Source organism: Mesorhizobium sp. RSR380A (genome assembly GCF_054719385.1).
In genome coordinates, this window is record NZ_JBTTIB010000001.1 from 4392512 (window position 1) to 4409707 (window position 17196).

Below are 17196 nucleotides of genomic sequence, written 5' to 3' on the forward strand. Positions count from 1 at the left end.
GCCGCATTGTCGCTCAGGCGGTGAAAACATCGTGGCTGGCAAACCATGCCTTCGCCACCTCCGTGAAGGCCAGCGCCGCCTTCGACAGCCTTTGCCTTGTGTCATGGGTGAGGATGATGCGCTGCATCGGCAGCGGATCGGACAGCGGCTTGCAGACCAGCGGCAGCCCGTCATAACTCCTGTCGCCATAAGGCCTGGTGTAGCTCACCGCGACGCCGAAGCCGTTGGCGACCATGCTGCGCTGCAGTTCGAACGAACTCGCCGTCGATTGCGAGACCGGCGACAGGCCGCGGCTGAGGAACAGGTCCAGCATATGCTGCCAGCTATGCGGCTGGTCGGTGGTGATCAAGGGATGGGTCGCCAGCTCCGCCAGGCTGACGCTGGCCTGGCTGGCCAGCGCGTGGCCTTGCGGCAGAAGCGCGTGTGGCCGCAGCTCATGCAGCAGGATGCGGGCGAAGTGCGAGGGCAGGCCGAGATCGTAGGTCAGGCCGAGATCGATTGCCGCATCGCCGAGCCGCCGGCCCAGCGTCTCGAAGGTCTCGTCGCGGACCACCACGGTGACCGCCGGGCAGCGTTGCGAAAAAGCGCGGATCAGCGCCGGCGCGAAATAAGGCGCCAGATCCTCGAAACAGCCGAGCACAAGTTCGCCCCCGACATCGGCGTCGCGCGTCCCGAGCCCAACCAGTTCGTCCGCTTCGGCCAGCACCTGCTTTGCCTTCGCCACCGCGCTGCGGCCGAACGAGGTCAGCGCGATGCCGCTGCCGCGCTGGCGCACGAACAGTTTCTGGCCGAGCGCCGCTTCGACATTGTCGATCGCCACCGAGATCGAGGGCTGCGAGACGTTCAGCATCCGCGCGGCCGCGGTGACGCTGCCATGCCGTGCGACGGCGACGAGGTAACGCAGCTGGGTGAGGGTCAGATTCATAGTCTAAAACTATAAGAGAGATGAGAAGTTATTATTTTACGCGATGTGCGGCGGCTGCGATAGTCGGTCATCGAAACAGGGAAGACATGAGATGGCCGCCAGACATATCGATGCCGCAGCGATTGCCGACTACCAGCGCGACGGCGCGGTCTGCATACGCGGCGCTTTCAAGGACTGGGTCGGCACCATCGGCGCCGGCATCGAGCGCAACATGCAAAACCGCAGCGCCACGGCGTCGGACATCGCCAACGGCAAGGGCAGCTTCTTCGACGATTACTGCAATTGGGAGCGCATTCCCGAATTCGTCGACGTGGTGCGCAATTCCCCGGCCGCGGAACTCGCGGCAGCGGCGATGCAGTCGCGCAGCGCCCAGTTCTTCCACGACCATGTGCTGGTCAAGGAACCGGGCACGCAAAAGCCGACGCCTTGGCACCAGGACATCCCGTATTACTTCGTCGATGGCACCCAGACCGTCAGCTTCTGGATTCCGATCGATCCGGTCAAGGAAGCGACGCTGCGGCTGATCGCCGGCTCGCACAAATGGGACAAGATGATCCTGCCGGTGCGCTGGCTCGATGACAGCAATTTCTATGCCGGCGAGGGCGATTATCTGCCCGTGCCGGATCCAGACAAGGACCCGTCGCTGAAGGTGCTCGAATGGGAGATGGAGCCGGGCGACGCCATCCTGTTCGACTTCCGCACCGCGCATGGTGCGCGCGGCAATCCGACCGCGGCGCGTCGCCGGGCGCTGTCGCTGCGCTGGGTCGGCGACGATGCGCGCTATGTCGAGCGCCCCGGCCGTACCTCGCCGCCCTATCCCGGCCATGACATGAAGCCCGGCCAGAAACTGCGCGAGGACTGGTTCCCGGTCGTCTTCCAGAGCTGATACCGGCCGGGGACGCCGTGCTCTCGGCGCGACGTTCCCGTGCGCAACCGGTATGGCGCAAGGTAAAACTCTTGACCCGCGCCGCCCGGGGCAATAGCGCAGTCCCTGTCGTGAAATGACAAGGGACATCGGCATGCGCGTTTTGTTGATCGGCTCCGGCGGCCGCGAACATGCCCTGGCCTGGAAGATCGCGGCCTCGCCGCTTTTGACCAGGCTCTATGCCGCGCCCGGCAATCCGGGCATCGCCCACGAGGCCGAACTGGTCAAGCTCGACATCGCCGACCATGCCGCTGTTGCCAGCTTCTGCAAGGACAACGCGATCGACCTCGTCGTCGTCGGGCCGGAAGGCCCGCTGGTCGCCGGCATTGCCGATGACCTGCGCGGCGAAGGCATCCGCGTCTTCGGACCGTCGAAGCGCGCCGCAAGGCTCGAAGGCTCGAAAGGTTTTACCAAGGACCTCTGCGCCAAATACGATATCCCGACCGCTGCCTATGGCCGCTTCACCGATCTGACCGCGGCAAAGGCCTACGTCGAAAAGATGGGAGCGCCGATCGTCATCAAGGCCGATGGGCTCGCTGCCGGCAAGGGCGTCACCATCGCCATGACGCTGGACGAGGCGCGCGCCGCCCTCGATGCTTGTTTCGACGGCGCATTCGGTGACGCCGGCGCTGAGGTCGTGGTCGAGGAATTCATGACCGGCGAGGAGGCGAGTTTCTTCTGCCTGTGCGACGGCACGACCGCACTTCCCTTTGGCACCGCGCAGGACCACAAGCGCGTCGGCGATGGCGATACCGGCCCCAACACCGGCGGCATGGGCGCCTATTCGCCGGCGCCGGTGATGAGCCCCGAAATGGTCGAGCGCACCATGCGCGAGATCGTCGAGCCGACCATGCGCGGCATGGCCGAGCTTGGCGCGCCGTTCGCCGGCATTCTGTTTGCCGGGCTGATGATCACCGACAAGGGGCCGAAGCTGATCGAATACAACACCCGCTTCGGCGATCCCGAGTGTCAGGTGCTGATGATGCGGCTGAAGGACGATCTGCTGGTGCTGCTCAACGCCGCCGTCGACGGCCAGTTGGCGCACAGTTCGATCCGCTGGCGCGACGATGCCGCGCTGACCGTGGTGATGGCGGCACAGGGCTATCCCGGGACGCCGGAAAAAGGCTCGGTCATTCGGGGTCTCGACGAAGCCGCTGGCGAAGGCGTTGAGATTTTCCATGCCGGCACTGCCATCAATGGCGGCGCGCTGGTCGCCAATGGCGGCCGCGTGCTCAACGTCACGGCATCAGGCAAGACGGTGGGCGAAGCGCAAAGCCGCGCTTACGCCGCGCTCGACCGTATCGACTGGCCGCAAGGCTTCTGCCGCCGCGACATAGGCTGGCAGGCGGTGGCGCGGGAAAAGGCCAGTGCCGCCACATAAGCCTCAGCGCTCGCGAACCAGTTCCGTCGAAGCGGTGCTGACCGGGTCGGCGGCCTGCGAGAAGGCGGCCTCGAGCAGAGCCTCCGAACGATACGTGGTCCGCTTCCAGGCGACATACTCGGCAATGCCGAAGCGCGCGCGGCGCGGCACCGTCTTGACCACCGGCATGCGGAAGGCGGCGCGGAATGTCTGCCAGCGCGCGCCGAGCACCGCCACCATTTCCTCGACCGTCGGTGGCGTCGCCACATCGGCGTATGTGATGGTGACTTTGCCGGCGAGCCCGGCCGCGCGCGACACCGGCACCGGTATTGAGGCGAGGTAGTCGGGCGGCACGTCGATCAGGCCGCCGAAGGGCCATTGCTGGCGCAGTGCCGCCGCGTCCATCGGCGCGACGTTGACGTCGATGTCGTTGGGCGTGCCGGCGACGCGGTAGGGGCAGCGCAGGCGCCCGCAATTGGCCTGCGCCGAGAACTGCCACAGCGCATAGCCCTGCCAGTTGCCCATCGGAAAATGCACGTCGATGTCGGGCTTGTAGCGCGCATACCAGAGCGGCAGCCGCGACAGCAGACGGTATTGGTAGCGGTTGTCGGCGATGTACTGGGCGGTCTTGCCGTTGGTGTAGAGGATCGGGAAACGGCCGAGCCGCCGGTGCACCTGGCGCACGAATTCCTCGGCATCCTCGAGCGACATCCATTGCGAGGGGTCGTTGCCTTCGAGATCGAGGGCGAGCAGATCGTCAGGGGCTGGCTCGGCGAAATCGATGAAACTGTTGGCCTGCTCGAGCGGATTGCCGGGGCGGGCAAGATGATACGCGCCCCATTTCAGGCCGAGCGCCTTGGCCACCACCTTGCGCGTCTGAAACAGCTCGCGCGTCACCGCAAAGCGTTTCCACAATGTCTTGCAGAGTTTGACCGTAGGCTCGTCGCCGTAGCAGAAATAGGGCGGCGGCAGCCCGTCGGAGGCCTTGTTGATGAAGCCGACAATGCGCTTGTCGGTTGCAAGCTGCGCCCAGTCGATGGAATTGTATTCATAGGCGTCGACCACCAGCGCGCGGTCGCCATCCCGCCAAGGCTCGGAAAAGTCCGAGGCTGTAGCCGCTGACGTCAGCGCCATCATCGCCGCGAGAGCGATCGCTGAGCGGCGAAGAAGATGCGCCGGCGTTTTCAAACAGGGGATCCCCGCTGACCAAACACCGATGGTGGACCGGTATGGTTAAGGAAGTGCTTTCGGGCAGGAGTCCTGTCGCTCTCGCGATTTCGTCATTCTATGGCGAAGCAAGGAGCGAAGCGACGCGGCGCGGACCATAGTATGCATTCCGCGACTTCGAAGCGTTGCCACGGCGCGGAATTCTGCACCGTTGCGCCCCTGGCGCGAGGTCGCGACATGGTACTCGGCATCCGCTACGCTCCCGCTCCACCTGTGGACGACGAAGTTCGATGAAAATCCGCGTGACAAAGTTTGACGTTTACGTAAAAAGAAGGTCGGAGGCCGCCCAGAGGCGGATGGTTTTGCATCGGCCCGGGTCCTAGGATCGAGCAGTCGGAGCAGCGGAGGAGAAAGCGGCATGTACAAGGCCCCGGTCGACGACATTTCGTTCACGCTCAAGCATGTCGCCGGGCTCAAACCGGCGCTCGACAGCGGCGCGTTCGGCGACCTCGGCGAAGACCTTGTCGACGCCATCCTGGCCGAGGCCGGCCGCTTCGCCAGCGAGGAAGTGGCGCCGCTCTACAAGATCGGCGACGAGCACGGCGCGGTGCTGAAGGATGCAGCCGTGACCATGCCGCCCGGCTGGAGGGCGCTTTACCGCAGCTGGATCGGCGGTGGCTGGAACGCGCTGTCCGGACCGGAAGAATTCGGTGGCCAGGGCCTGCCGACCATGCTCGGCGTTGCCGCGCTCGAAATGTGGAACTCCGCCGCCATGGCCTTCGGCATCGGCCCGACGCTGACCATGGGCGCCGTCGAGGCGCTGGACAAGCATGCCTCCGAAGCGCTGAAGGCAAAGTATCTGGCAAAGCTCGTCTCCGGCGAGTGGATGGGGACGATGAACCTGACCGAGCCGCAGGCCGGTTCCGATCTCGCCGCCTTGCGCAGTCGCGCCGAGCCTGCCGGCGACGGCACCTACCGCATCTTCGGCCAGAAGATCTTCATCACCTATGGCGAGCATGATTTCACCGACAACATCATCCATCTGGTGCTGGCGCGGCTGCCCGACGCACCGGCCGGCACGCGCGGCATCTCGCTGTTTTTGGTGCCGAAATTCCTGGTCAATGATGACGGCTCGCTCGGTGCCCGCAACGACGTCTTCTGTTCCGGCCTCGAGCACAAGCTCGGCATCCATGCCTCGCCGACTTGCACCATGATCTATGGCGACGGGTTCCAGGGTGCTGCGCCCGGCGCCGTCGGTTGGCTGATCGGCGAGGAGAACAAGGGGCTCGCCTGCATGTTCACCATGATGAACAACGCGAGGCTTTGCGTCGGCATGCAGGGCGTGGCAGTGGCCGAAGCCGCGACGCAGAAGGCGATCGCCTATGCCAATGAGCGCCGCCAGGGCAAGGCATCGGACTTTTCAGGCGCCGGGATGGCGCCGATCGTCCATCACCCCGACGTGCAGCGCAATCTCTTGACCATGAAGGCTTTGACCCAGATCGCCCGCGCCATCTCGTATTCCTGCGCCTATGCCATCGACTTTGCGCGTGTGTCGACAGGCGAGGAGGCCGCGCATTGGCGCGATCGCGCCAATCTGCTGACGCCGCTGGCCAAGGCCTTTTCCACCGATATCGGCGTCGATGTCGCATCGCTCGGCGTCCAGGTCCACGGCGGTATGGGCTTCATCGAGGAGACGGGCGCGGCCGCGCTCTATCGCGACTCCCGCATTGCGCCGATCTATGAAGGCACCAACGGCATCCAGGCGATCGACCTTGTAGCCCGCAAATTGCCGCTTGGCGGCGGCGAGCATGTGCATGGCTATATCGCCGAACTGAAGGCCATCGCCGACGAGGTGCGGACCTCGAACCTGCAGGGCTTCGGCCGCACCGCCGAAGCGCTTGACCAGGCGTTCGACGATCTCACCGAGGCGACGCGCTTCCTGCAGAAGCTGCTGGCCGACGGCCGTCTGGACGAAGCGCAAGCCGGTGCGACCCCCTATCTCAGGCTGATCTCGCTTGCTGCCGGCGGCGCTTATCTGGCGCGTGGCGGACTTGCCCAGCAGAGCCGCATCGCCCTTTGCCGCTTTTTCGCCGAAAACCTGCTCGGCGAAGTCAGCGCCTTGAAGGAACGCGTCATCGATGGCGCCGAGAGCCTCGCTACCGCCGGCAAGGCGCTGATAACGGCCTGAATACCAGAGCGCTCACCAGGGAAGAATGACCGTGACAGACCATATTCTCGTCGAGCGCCAGGGCGCCATCCAGATCATCCGCATGAACCGTCCCGACAAGAAGAACGCACTGACGCGCGCCATGTACGCGACAATGTCCAAGGCGCTGGCCGATGGCGATGCCGACCCGGCGGTTCGCGTCCATGTCTTCCTCGGTGTGCCTGGCGCCTTCTCTTCCGGCAACGATCTCGCCGATTTCCTGGTCATCGCCACCGGCGGTGAGGGCGGCAACGAGGTCTGGGACTTCCTGATGGCGCTGGCCAAAACGGAGAAGCCGATGGTCTCCGGCGTCGACGGCATTGCGGTCGGCATCGGCACCACGCTCAATTTGCATTGCGACCTGACTTTCGCCACGCCGCGCACGGTGTTCCGCACACCCTTCGTCGACCTCGGCCTGGTGCCGGAGGCGGGCTCCAGCCTGCTGGCGCCGCTCATCCTCGGCAGGCAGGGCGCCTTTGCGCTGCTTGGACTCGGCGAAGGTTTTTCCGCCGAACGCGCCAAGGCCGCCGGCCTGATCTATGAGGTGGTCGAGGAGGACGGGCTAGAAGCCGCGGCACTCGCCGCGGCCGGCGCGATCGCCGCCAAGCCGCCGCAGGCGCTGAAGATCGCTCGTGACCTGATGCGCGCCCCGCGCGACGAGCTTGTCGCCCGCATCAAGGTGGAGAGCGAGCGTTTCTCCGAGCGGCTGAAGTCCGACGAAGCGCGCGCCGCGTTGACGGCCTTCATGACGCGCAAGAAGGCCTGAACTTATCCTCAGGGATAAAGCCGTGTCTTGTCCCAGCCGCCTTCGGCGTTGCGCGAAAAGACCAGCCGATCGTGCAGCCGGAATGGCCGGTCGTGCCAGAACTCGATCGCCTGCGGCACGATGCGGAAGCCCGACCAGTGCTTTGGCCGCGGGATTTCGCCGATAGGGTAGCGCGCCGTGTATTCGGCCACCGCCTTCTCCAGGGCAAAGCGGCTTTCCAGCGGCCGCGACTGTTTCGAAGCCCATGCGCCGATCCGGCTGCCGCGCGGCCGCGTCGCGTAATAGGCGTCGGCTTCAGCGTCGCTGACGATCTCCACCGGACCGCGTATGCGCACCTGGCGGCGCAGCGATTTCCAGTGGAAGCACATCGCCGCCTTCATGCTGCCAAGAATCTCGCGGCCCTTGGCGCTCTCGAAATTCGTGTAGAAGACAAAGCCGCTTTCATCGAAACCCTTGAGCAGCACCATCCGCACATCCGGCATGCCGTCGGCATCGACGGTTGCAAGTGCTACGCCGTTGGCGTCGTTGATTTCGCTTTTCTTGGCGTCCTCCAGCCACTCAGCAAAGAGCCGGAACGGCTCGGCGGCTTCGGTAAAGTCACTACTTGTTAACTCAGTGTCACTCATAGTTTTTCTCAAATTGTCTCGAGCTTCAGGAGGTTGCCGATTGTCGCGTATCGCGCAAGCTTTTGACAGCGGGCAATGGAGCGTTATCGCTTCGGCCAGTTCGAAAGCCGTGATCGTGATTATCGCACTGCCGCTTGCCGCCTGCGGCGCCGGCGGCTTCAGCCTGGAAAAGGCCGAGGTCGATCGTTCCATCGTCACCTCAAGCGCGCCGGCCAGGGTGACATCGACGGACGCCGACAGCGCTTCCGACCAGACCACGATCGGCAATGCGGTGTCTTCGGCCGACATCGAGGAGCTTCGCGGCCAGGCCGTGCCGTGGGCGAATGCCGACACCGGCTCGCGCGGCTCCATCACCGAACTCGCCGAAGTGCAGGACAACGGCCAAGACTGCCGCAGCTTTACCGCCTCGCGCGAAAGCTTCGACGGCGTCACTTTGTTCAAGGGCCAATTGTGCATCGCCGCGGCCGGCGGCTGGCACATGCAGGACTTCAAACCGCTCTGATTTTCCAGGGTTTGCGGGCGCCGCAATTTCAGCCTCGATAAGCCTGCGCGCCACTGGAATTTCTTCCTATGGGAGCGCATATAAGGGCCAACGGATTTAACTCATTTTCCAGGGCAGGACGCATGCGCGACCCCTATGAGGTGCTGGGCGTTGCCAAGAACGCATCGGCCAAGGACATAAAATCGGCCTACCGCAAGCTCGCCAAAAAGTATCATCCGGACCAGAATCCGAATGATCCCAAGGCCAAGGACCGTTTTGCCGCCGCCAATCAGGCCTATGAGGTCGTCGGCGACGAGAAGAACCGTGCGGCCTTCGACCGCGGCGAGATCGACGCCGACGGCAAGCCGAAATTCCAGGGCTTCGAGGGCGCGGCCGGTGGCGGCGATCCGTTCGGTGGCTTCCGCCGCCAGCAGGGCGCCGGCGGCTCGCGCTTCGAATTCCGTTCGGGCCGCCCGGGCGGCGATCCTTTCGACGGCAACAGCGACATCTTCAGCCAGATCTTTGGCGACGCTTTTTCCGGTGCGCGCGGCGCTGGCGCCGGCGACCGCCGCCAGCAGGCGACAGCCGCCGATCTCAACGTCACGCTCGACGTCACCATCGAGGAGATAGCGACCGCCGAAAAGGTGACGGCGATGTTCCCCGACGGCCGCAAGATCGCGGTCAAGCTGCCGGTCTATGTCGAGGATGGCCAGACCATCCGGCTGAAGGGCCAGGGCGAGCAGGGGCCGGGACAGCCGGGCGATGCGCTGGTCAAGATCCGTATCCGCAGGCACCCGCGCTACCGCATCGAAGGCCGTGACCTGCATGCCGATCTGGAGGTAGCGTTGGCCGACGCGGTGCTGGGCGCCAAGGTGCCGGTCGACACGCCGACCGGCAGGCTGGCGGTCAACATTCCGGCCTGGTCGAGTTCCGATAAGGTGCTGCGCCTGAAGGGCAGGGGCTTGCCGGAAAAGGCCGGCGGCCATGGCGATCTCTACGCCCATGTTCGCATCATGCTGCCGGAAGGCGGCGACAGCGAACTCGAAGCGCTGATGCGCAGCCGCAAAGGCTGATGCGGCTCGACTTGGCTGGCTAGCTGCCGGGCGCCGCTTCCTCCATCCGCCGGATGGTTTCGCCGAAGCGGCGCAGCGCCTGCCGCACCGGGACATGCGGGCCCTCGATCTCCAGCAGGATCATCGTCTCGCTGCCGAGGAAGGCGGCGCTGACCAGACTGGTTACTTCGGCGGCGGAGAATGGCCCGAGGCCGCCGAACCGCTGCTCCGCCTCTTCCGCCAGTCCGTCCAGCAGTTCGAACCAGCCGCGCAGGTCGCGGCGCACCGCCTTGGCGATTTCGGGGCTCGACAGGCTTGCCGCGATCATCTCGTGCAGGATCCGGACATAGCCGGACGCCAGATCATCGTCGAGGAAATCGCAAGCGCGCTCCCAGCGTTGCCACAGCGGCATCGGTGCCGCAAAGGTCTCCGCCTGGCGCTTCAGCAGGCCCTCGTTCAGATGGTCCAGCAGGGCCAGGAACAGCCGTTCCTTGGAGCCGAAATGGTAATGGATCTGGCTGAGCGGAACGCCGGCGATCTCGGCAACGCGGCGCGTCGACAGATCGGCATAACCGCCTTGATGGAGGCATAACTCGGCGGCCGAAATCAGTTCGGCGCGCGTGTCGCGCTTTTGCTTGTTCTGCGGCGGGGTAACGGCTTCGGCAGCGTCCGTCATGCGGCGTGGCTGCCGCTGTTAGCGGTGCAATCTGGGCGGATCATAGCTTCTCCTGTCCGGGGCTGGACGTCCCTCCACTCTATCTCGGTCGAGCGACCGATCAAGTTGACTCGTCAGAGAATTTATGGTTTTTGACACTGAATTCGGTCGACCGACCGAATCCTGATGCTTGCATGGAGGGGCAGTCATGGCGGGCGTAATCACCCTTATCTACGGCGTTGCCGCATACCTGATTTTTCTCGGTTCGTTTCTCTATGCGGTCGGTTTCGTCGGCAACATGGTCGTGCCGAAATCGATCGATTCCGGAGTCGCTGGAAGTCCGGCCGAAGCCGTCATCGTCAATGCACTGCTGCTCGGTCTTTTCGCCGCCCAGCACAGCATCATGGCGCGGCCGGTTTTCAAGCGCTGGTGGACACGGATTGTCCCGCACGCGGCCGAACGCAGCACCTATGTGCTTCTGGCCAGCCTCATCCTGCTGCTCCTCTACTGGCAATGGCGGCCGATTCCCGGTCTCGTCTGGACGGTCGAGAACCCGGTCTGGGTCGCCGTCATCCATGGCGTGTTCTGGCTCGGCTGGGCGGTATTGTTGACCAGCACCTTTCTGATCAACCATTTCGAACTGTTCGGCCTGCGCCAGGTTCTCGCCGCTTTGCGCAAGAGCGAACCGGCGCCGCCCGTGTTCAGGACGCCGCTGTTCTACAAATGGGTCCGGCACCCGCTCTATGTCGGCTTTCTCCTGGCCTTCTGGGCGACGCCGTCCATGACATGGGGCCATCTTCTGTTCGCGGCGGGCAGCACCGGCTACATCCTGCTCGGCATCTTCCTCGAGGAACGCGATCTCGTCGCGATGTTCGGTGACCAGTACCGCCTCTACCGCAAGCAGGTGGGAATGCTCATTCCCTGGCGCAAAATGGCTGGATAGGGCCGATGCGTTGCCGACCAGCCGATTCGGCTGGTCGGCCGGGCCTGGGCCATCAAGGCGCGCTGGCCGCAGTGAGGCGTTCAAATCTCACAACAACGTTATTATCCCCCATTCGTTGTCACGCCGAGTGTCTGAATTGAACGCGCGCCCCGTCTGCGCTTGATGCGCCTTTCTGCCTGTGCGATAGGCACTCCAAAGCAGAAAATCTTTCGGAGAGCGCTGACATGGCGGGTGGACAGGGCCTTATGGCCGGCAAGCGCGGCCTTATACTGGGCGTCGCCAACAACAGATCGATTGCCTACGGCATCGCCAAGGCCTGCGTCGACCATGGCGCCGAGATCGCGCTGACCTATCAGGGCGAGGCGTTCAAGAAGCGCGTCGAGCCGCTGGCTGCGGAATTGGGCGCCTTTGTCGCCGGTCATTGCGATGTCACCGATCCGGCGAGCCTCGACGAGGTGTTTGCCAATGTCGCCAAGCATTGGGGCGGCAAGCTCGATTTCCTCGTCCATGCCATCGCTTTTTCCGACAAGGACGAGCTGACCGGACGCTATGTCGAGACGACGCGCGACAATTTCCTGCGCACCATGGACATTTCGGTCTATTCCTTCACCACCATCGCCAAGCGCGCCGAAGCGTTGATGACCGATGGCGGCTCGCTGCTGACGCTGACCTATTACGGCGCCGAAAAGGTCATGCCGCATTACAACGTCATGGGTGTCGCCAAGGCCGCGCTCGAAGCCAGCGTGCGCTATCTCGCCGTCGACCTCGGCGGCAAGAAGATCCGCGTCAACGCCATCTCGGCCGGGCCGATCAAGACCTTGGCTGCTTCGGGCATCGGCGACTTCCGCTACATCCTCAAGTGGAACGAATACAATTCGCCGCTGAAGCAGACCGTCACCCAGGAAGAAGTCGGCGATTCCGCCGTGTATTTCCTGTCGGACCTGTCGCGTGGCGTCACCGGCGAGGTGCACCATGTCGATTCCGGCTATCACGTCGTCGGCATGAAGGCGGTCGACGCGCCGGATATTTCGACCGTCAAGGAATAGTTCTGCCGCGGTTTCCGCCTGCCTGTCCTGATTTCCGGAAGACCCGATGGTTCCGCTCGTCTACATCGTGCGCCATGGCCAGACGCAGTGGAATGCCGAGTCGCGGCTGCAGGGCCAGGCCGACACCGATCTCAACGCGCTCGGCCGCGAGCAGGCGACCCGCAATGGACGGCGGCTGGCCGAACTGATCCAGAATCCTGAGGATTTCGACTTTGTCGCCAGCCCGATGAAGCGGACGCGCGAGACGATGCAGCGGCTACGCTTGGCGATGCAACTCGATCCCGATGCCTACCGCACCGACCCGCGTCTGGTCGAGGTGCACTTTGGCGACTGGCAGGGCTTTACCTATGCCGAACTCGATGCGCGAATGCCGGGCTCGGCGAAGGCGCGACGGCGCAACAAATGGAATTTCCAGCCGCCGGGCGAGGGCGCCGAAAGCTACCAGATGCTGCTCGAACGGGTGAAGCCGTGGTTCGACGCGCTCGACCGCCAGACGGTCTGCGTCACGCATGGTGGCGTCGTGCGGACCCTGTTTCGGATGGTCAAGGGTGTTTCCGAACACGAAGCGGCAAACCTGGAAGTGCGGCAGGACCGGGTGCTCAGGCTGCAGGACGGGCGTCTGGATTGGCTTTAGGTTCGAGCAGATAAAAACAGGACGACCGTCCTGTTTATCCGGGCAGGGCTCCGCCGAGCGGCAAGGGCCTGTGCGATGTCGGTGTTACTCGGTGTCGGGCAGTTCCATGTCGGTGACGACGTTCTCGCCATTCGTCACGTCATAGGCAATGACGATATCCATGCCCGGTTTCAGCGAATCGAGATCGGTCTCGGCGTTGAGCTTGAAGGACTTGCCGTCCTCCAGCGTCAGCGTCAGCGCGTCCTTGTCGACCTTCTTGATCAGGCCTTCGGTCTGGCCGGCATAGGCGGCGGTGGAAATCAGCAACATGGCGGCAGCAGCGCCAATCAGGGTACGCATCGTCGTCCTCTTTGTCATTGCGCCTGCACGGATGGCGGCGAGCTTTCAACGGGCGGATGGAAGAGAGCAGAAACCAACCGAATGTGTCAAAACTAAAACCGCCGGATCACAGTTTGACCGCTGTGGAAAACGCCAATAGAACGCACCTTTGATCCGGTCCGCTGCCGGGCAGGGCTAAAATTCATGTCTCACAACACGTTCGGCCATCTCTTCCGCGTCACCACCTGGGGCGAAAGCCATGGCCCGTCGCTCGGCTGTGTCGTCGATGGCTGCCCGCCCGGCATCCGCTTCACACGGGCCGAAATCCAGGCCGAACTCGACAAGCGCCGCCCCGGCCAGTCACGTTTTGTGACGCAGCGCCGCGAACCGGACGAGGTGAAGGTGCTGTCCGGCTTCATCCTCGACGAGGACGGCGAGTCGATGATCACCACCGGCACGCCCGTCTCGATGCTGATCGAGAATATCGACCAGCGCTCCAAGGACTATGGCGAGATCGCCCGCCAGTACCGCCCCGGCCATGCGGACTACACCTATGACGTCAAATACGGCCTGCGCGACCATCGCGGCGGCGGCCGTTCTTCGGCCCGTGAGACCGCCGCTCGCGTGGCGGCCGGCGCCTTGGCGCGCAAGGTGGTGCCCGGCATGGTGGTGCGCGGCGCGCTGGTCTCGATGGGCGAGAAATCCATCGACCGCGCCAACTGGAACTGGAATTTTATCGGTGACGCCGAAAACCCGTTCTTCACCCCCGATCCGGCGTCCGTTCCCGTCTTCATGCAATACCTCGACGGCATCCGCAAATCCGGCTCCTCGGTCGGCGCGGTGATCGAGATCGTCGCCGACGGCGTGCCCGCCGGACTTGGCGCGCCGATCTACGCCAAGCTCGACCAGGACATCGCGTCCGGCCTGATGTCGATCAACGCCGTCAAGGGCGTCGAGATCGGCAACGGTTTCGAAGCCGCCCGCATCACCGGCGAACAGAATGCCGACGAGATGCGCATCGGCAATGACGGCAAGCCGGTCTTCCTGTCCAACAATGCCGGCGGCATTCTGGGCGGCATCTCGACCGGCCAGGCGATCGTCGCCCGCTTCGCCGTCAAGCCGACCTCGTCGATCCTGACGCCGCGAAAATCCATCGACAAGGACGGCAACGACGTCGACGTCATGACCAAGGGCCGCCACGACCCCTGCGTCGGCATCCGCGCCGTGCCGATCGGCGAAGCCATGGTTGCCTGCGTCATCGCCGACCATTATCTGCGGCACCGGGGACAGACAGGCCGGGGATTAGGCAGTAGGGATTAGGCAATAGGCCAGCCCATCCTTCCTTCCCTAACTCCTACTGCCCAACCCCTATTCCCTGCGAGCGAAGCGAGCCAATGCCATACGATCAGAAGAAAATCGTCGAAGCCATCCGCGCCTTCGAGCGCGGCGAGATCGTCGTCGTCATGGACGATGACGGGCGTGAGAACGAGGGCGACCTGATCGTTGCCGCCGTGCATTGCAGCCCGGAGAAAATGGCCTTCATCATCCGTCACACCTCCGGCATCGTCTGCACGCCGATGCCGCGCGAGGAGGCCAAGCGGTTCAATCTGCAGCCGATGGTCGCCGACAATGATTCCGCCCACACCACGGCCTTTACCGTCAGCGTCGATTTCAAGCATGGCACCACCACCGGCATTTCGGCCGAGGACCGCACGCTGACCGTGCGCAACCTGGCCAACGGCAATGTCGGCGGTTCGGATTTCGTCCGGCCCGGCCACATCTTCCCGCTGATCGCTAGGGAAGGCGGCGTGCTGATGCGCTCGGGCCATACCGAAGCCGCGGTTGACTTGTGCAAACTTGCCGGCCTGCCGCCGGTTGGCGTGATCTCGGAGTTGGTCAATGACGACGGCACCGTCAAGCGCGGCCCGCAGGTGGCGAACTTTGCCGAGGAACACGGCCTCAAGCAGGTCTCGGTCGCCGACCTCATCGCCTACCGGCAGCGCAAGGAAACGCTGGTCGAACGCGTCGCCTGCTCCGAAATCGACACACTCGGCGGCAAGGCGCAGGTCTTCACCTACACGCTGCCTTGGGATTCCATGCACCATGTCGCGGTCGTTTTCGGCGACATCCGTGACGGCGAGGACGTCCCGGTGCGGCTGCATTCCGAGGATGTGGTGACCGACGTGTTCGGCACCAGCCACCGGCTCGACGCCATTATGAAGGCGATGGGCGAACGCAAGCGCGGCGTCATCGTTTACCTCCGAGAGGGTTCGGTCGGCGTCGCCCATCAGGAGCGCAACCGGCCGATGAGTGCCGACCGTGAGGACCACGAAGAGGCCCGCCGCCGTGAGAACGAGTGGCGAGAAATCGGCCTCGGCGCCCAGATCCTGAAGGACCTCGGCATTTCCTCGATCAACCTGATCGCCTCGCGCGAGCGCCACTATGTCGGGCTTGAAGGCTTTGGCATACATATCGCCAAGACCGAGATTATCTAGTTCGTCGCGCAAGAGCGACGCTGCCGAAAAAATTGCGCGGGCAGGTCGCCTGCTTCTGCGATTTGCTGAAGGCTCCACGCGTTCGTCATCCTATGGCGAAGCAAGGAGCGAAGCGACGCGGCGCAGACCATAGGATCCATGCCGCGACTTCGACGCGTTGCAACGGTGCAGAATTCTGCTCCGCTGCACCCTACGGTAACGGAATGGCTCCTCGGGTCTGCGCGTCCGCTTCGCTCCCGCTTCGCCCGTGGATGACGACGCCAGAGGCCTCACCTAATTCCGAACGTTTGCGGTGGTCTCCAAAGCGAACGTCAGGCCGCGTCCTTACTCCGCGGGAACGGCGGCCGCGTCGCATCCGTCCAGCTCGCATGTGTGGGTGGCCAGGCTGCGCTGGCCCAGCAACACCGTGACCAATGCGATGACGCCGGCCGCCACCGAGACCCAGAACCCGTTGCGGGCGCCGAATTCATCCACCACCGCACCGGCGGCAAACGAACCGAGCGCCATGCCGATGCCGATGCCTGTCATCACCCAGGTGATGCCTTCGGTCAGCATCGCTTCCGGCACGTGGCGTTCGATCAGGCCGAAGGCGGTGATGAAGGTTGGCGAGATCGCCACGCCGCTGATGAAAACGGTCAGCGCCAGCAGCGGCACCGTGTCGGCGGTGAGCGGCAGCAGCGTGCCGAGCGCAACGAGGGCGACCGCGAGGGCCAACTGGCGCTGCAGCGGCGCTTTCAGGTTGAGCGCACCGACGACGAGGCCAAGCGCGAACGATCCCAGGGCATAGACGCCGATGACGAGGCTGGCGGCGCCGGGCTGGCCGAGTTCCTTGGTGATCGCCACCGTGCTCACTTCCGTCGTCGCGAAGGTGGCGCCGACGAAGATCAGGGCGAAGGTGATGATCTGCACCGGCCGCAAGCGGATTGCCGAGCCGCTGGAGACATGGTCCACCGGCCGCACTTGCGGTTCGGTCGAGCGTTGCAGGATGAAGGCGGTCGAGCCAAGGGCGAGGAACACCGTGCTCACCAGGACGCCGGCTTCGGGGAAGAGCGCGGCGCTCAAGCCTACCGACAGCGACGCGCCGGCGATATAGACCAGTTCGTCCGCAGCCGACTCGAAGGCGAATGCGGTGTTCATCTGCGGCCGGCCGCGGAAAATCTCTGTCCAGCGCGCGCGCACCATGGCCGGCATGCTGGGCATGGCGGCGGCCGCCAGCGCCGACACGAACAGCGTCCACACCGGCCAGTCCCGATTGGCTGCGGCAATCAGCACCGCGAAGGCGAGCACGGTGAGGATGGTGGTCGGAACCACGATCCGCGTCTGGCCAAGGCGATCGACCAGCCGTGATATCTGCGGCGCCACGAAAGCGTTGCTCAGCGCGAAAGTCGCCGAGACAGCTCCCGCCAGCCAGTATTCGCCACGTGTCTGCGAGAGCATGGCCACGATGCCGATCGGCGCCATGGCGATCGGCAGCCGCGCGAGGAAGCCCGCGGCGGCAAACCCCTTGGCTCCAGGGGCACGAAAGATTTCCGAGTATGGGTTTTGCATGGCTGGCTCCTCGACAAAGGCCAATTCGACAATTACATACGATGCGTAT

General features: G+C 64.2%; 17 protein-coding genes. 11 read left to right on the forward strand and 6 right to left on the reverse strand.

Features of this window, described 5'->3' with window-relative positions; genetic code table 11:
* Positions 1–13: 13 nt before the first annotated feature.
* Complete coding sequence (locus ACYG9Z_RS21050; RefSeq protein ID WP_023752608.1) at positions 14–925, reverse strand: LysR family transcriptional regulator; 912 nt, start codon at positions 923–925, stop codon at positions 14–16.
* 91 nt (positions 926–1016) lie between these two features.
* Here ACYG9Z_RS21050 and ACYG9Z_RS21055 point away from each other — a divergent pair, with 91 nt between their 5' ends.
* Positions 1017–1811: a phytanoyl-CoA dioxygenase family protein gene (locus ACYG9Z_RS21055; protein ID WP_023752609.1), complete on the forward strand. Its 795-nt coding sequence runs from the start codon at positions 1017–1019 to the stop codon at positions 1809–1811.
* 133 nt (positions 1812–1944) lie between these two features.
* Positions 1945–3231, forward strand: a complete 1287-nt coding sequence (gene purD, locus ACYG9Z_RS21060) for a phosphoribosylamine--glycine ligase (protein ID WP_023752610.1) — start codon at positions 1945–1947, stop codon at positions 3229–3231.
* A 3-nt stretch (positions 3232–3234) separates the two neighbouring features.
* Here purD and ACYG9Z_RS21065 read toward each other — a convergent pair whose 3' ends face one another.
* On the reverse strand, positions 3235–4347 hold the full coding sequence (locus ACYG9Z_RS21065; RefSeq protein ID WP_023723281.1) for a glycoside hydrolase family 25 protein: 1113 nt from the start codon (positions 4345–4347) through the stop codon (positions 3235–3237).
* A gap of 448 nt (positions 4348–4795) precedes the next feature.
* Between ACYG9Z_RS21065 and ACYG9Z_RS21070 the strand changes: the two genes are divergently transcribed.
* Positions 4796–6565, forward strand: a complete 1770-nt coding sequence (locus ACYG9Z_RS21070; protein WP_023752611.1) for an acyl-CoA dehydrogenase family protein — start codon at positions 4796–4798, stop codon at positions 6563–6565.
* 31 nt (positions 6566–6596) lie between these two features.
* Positions 6597–7349, forward strand: coding sequence for a crotonase/enoyl-CoA hydratase family protein (locus tag ACYG9Z_RS21075; protein ID WP_023738480.1), 753 nt, complete (start codon positions 6597–6599; stop codon positions 7347–7349).
* Between the two features lie 8 nt (positions 7350–7357).
* Here the strand turns inward: ACYG9Z_RS21075 and pdxH are convergent, their stop codons facing one another.
* Positions 7358–7987, reverse strand: a complete 630-nt coding sequence (gene pdxH, locus ACYG9Z_RS21080; RefSeq protein ID WP_081725434.1) for a pyridoxamine 5'-phosphate oxidase — start codon at positions 7985–7987, stop codon at positions 7358–7360.
* Between the two features lie 28 nt (positions 7988–8015).
* Between pdxH and ACYG9Z_RS21085 the strand changes: the two genes are divergently transcribed.
* The gene (locus tag ACYG9Z_RS21085) at positions 8016–8477 is read left to right on the forward strand and encodes an RT0821/Lpp0805 family surface protein (protein WP_023702032.1); all 462 of its coding nucleotides are present in this window, start codon (positions 8016–8018) and stop codon (positions 8475–8477) included.
* Positions 8478–8599: 122 nt separating this feature from the next.
* A complete protein-coding gene (locus ACYG9Z_RS21090; RefSeq protein WP_023687130.1) occupies positions 8600–9529 on the forward strand; it encodes a DnaJ C-terminal domain-containing protein in 930 nt (309 codons plus the stop codon).
* Between the two features lie 19 nt (positions 9530–9548).
* Here the strand turns inward: ACYG9Z_RS21090 and ACYG9Z_RS21095 are convergent, their stop codons facing one another.
* Positions 9549–10184 (reverse strand): TetR/AcrR family transcriptional regulator, encoded by a 636-nt coding sequence (locus ACYG9Z_RS21095; RefSeq protein WP_023738481.1) that lies wholly within the window; start codon positions 10182–10184, stop codon positions 9549–9551.
* A gap of 187 nt (positions 10185–10371) precedes the next feature.
* On the opposite strand from ACYG9Z_RS21095, the gene mddA reads away from it, so the two are divergent.
* From mddA to ACYG9Z_RS21110, 3 genes are all read left to right on the forward strand, one after another.
* Entirely contained in the window at positions 10372–11106 is a 735-nt protein-coding gene (mddA, locus tag ACYG9Z_RS21100) for a methanethiol S-methyltransferase (RefSeq protein WP_023698505.1), read from the forward strand.
* A 224-nt stretch (positions 11107–11330) separates the two neighbouring features.
* Positions 11331–12152, forward strand: a complete 822-nt coding sequence (gene fabI, locus ACYG9Z_RS21105) for an enoyl-ACP reductase FabI (protein ID WP_023727494.1) — start codon at positions 11331–11333, stop codon at positions 12150–12152.
* A gap of 46 nt (positions 12153–12198) precedes the next feature.
* Entirely contained in the window at positions 12199–12786 is a 588-nt protein-coding gene (locus ACYG9Z_RS21110; RefSeq protein WP_023732104.1) for a histidine phosphatase family protein, read from the forward strand.
* Positions 12787–12870: 84 nt separating this feature from the next.
* On the opposite strand, the gene ACYG9Z_RS21115 is transcribed toward ACYG9Z_RS21110, so the two are convergent.
* A complete protein-coding gene (locus ACYG9Z_RS21115; RefSeq protein WP_023685405.1) occupies positions 12871–13125 on the reverse strand; it encodes a DUF1344 domain-containing protein in 255 nt (84 codons plus the stop codon).
* A 183-nt stretch (positions 13126–13308) separates the two neighbouring features.
* Here ACYG9Z_RS21115 and aroC point away from each other — a divergent pair, with 183 nt between their 5' ends.
* Positions 13309–14424 carry a chorismate synthase gene (aroC, locus tag ACYG9Z_RS21120; RefSeq protein ID WP_023749360.1) on the forward strand — a complete coding sequence of 372 codons (1116 nt, stop codon included), beginning with the start codon at positions 13309–13311 and terminating at the stop codon, positions 14422–14424.
* 74 nt (positions 14425–14498) lie between these two features.
* On the forward strand, positions 14499–15599 hold the full coding sequence (gene ribB, locus ACYG9Z_RS21125; protein WP_023752612.1) for a 3,4-dihydroxy-2-butanone-4-phosphate synthase: 1101 nt from the start codon (positions 14499–14501) through the stop codon (positions 15597–15599).
* A gap of 324 nt (positions 15600–15923) precedes the next feature.
* Here the strand turns inward: ribB and ACYG9Z_RS21130 are convergent, their stop codons facing one another.
* Positions 15924–17147: an MFS transporter gene (locus tag ACYG9Z_RS21130; protein ID WP_023732100.1), complete on the reverse strand. Its 1224-nt coding sequence runs from the start codon at positions 17145–17147 to the stop codon at positions 15924–15926.
* Positions 17148–17196: the final 49 nt, after the last annotated feature.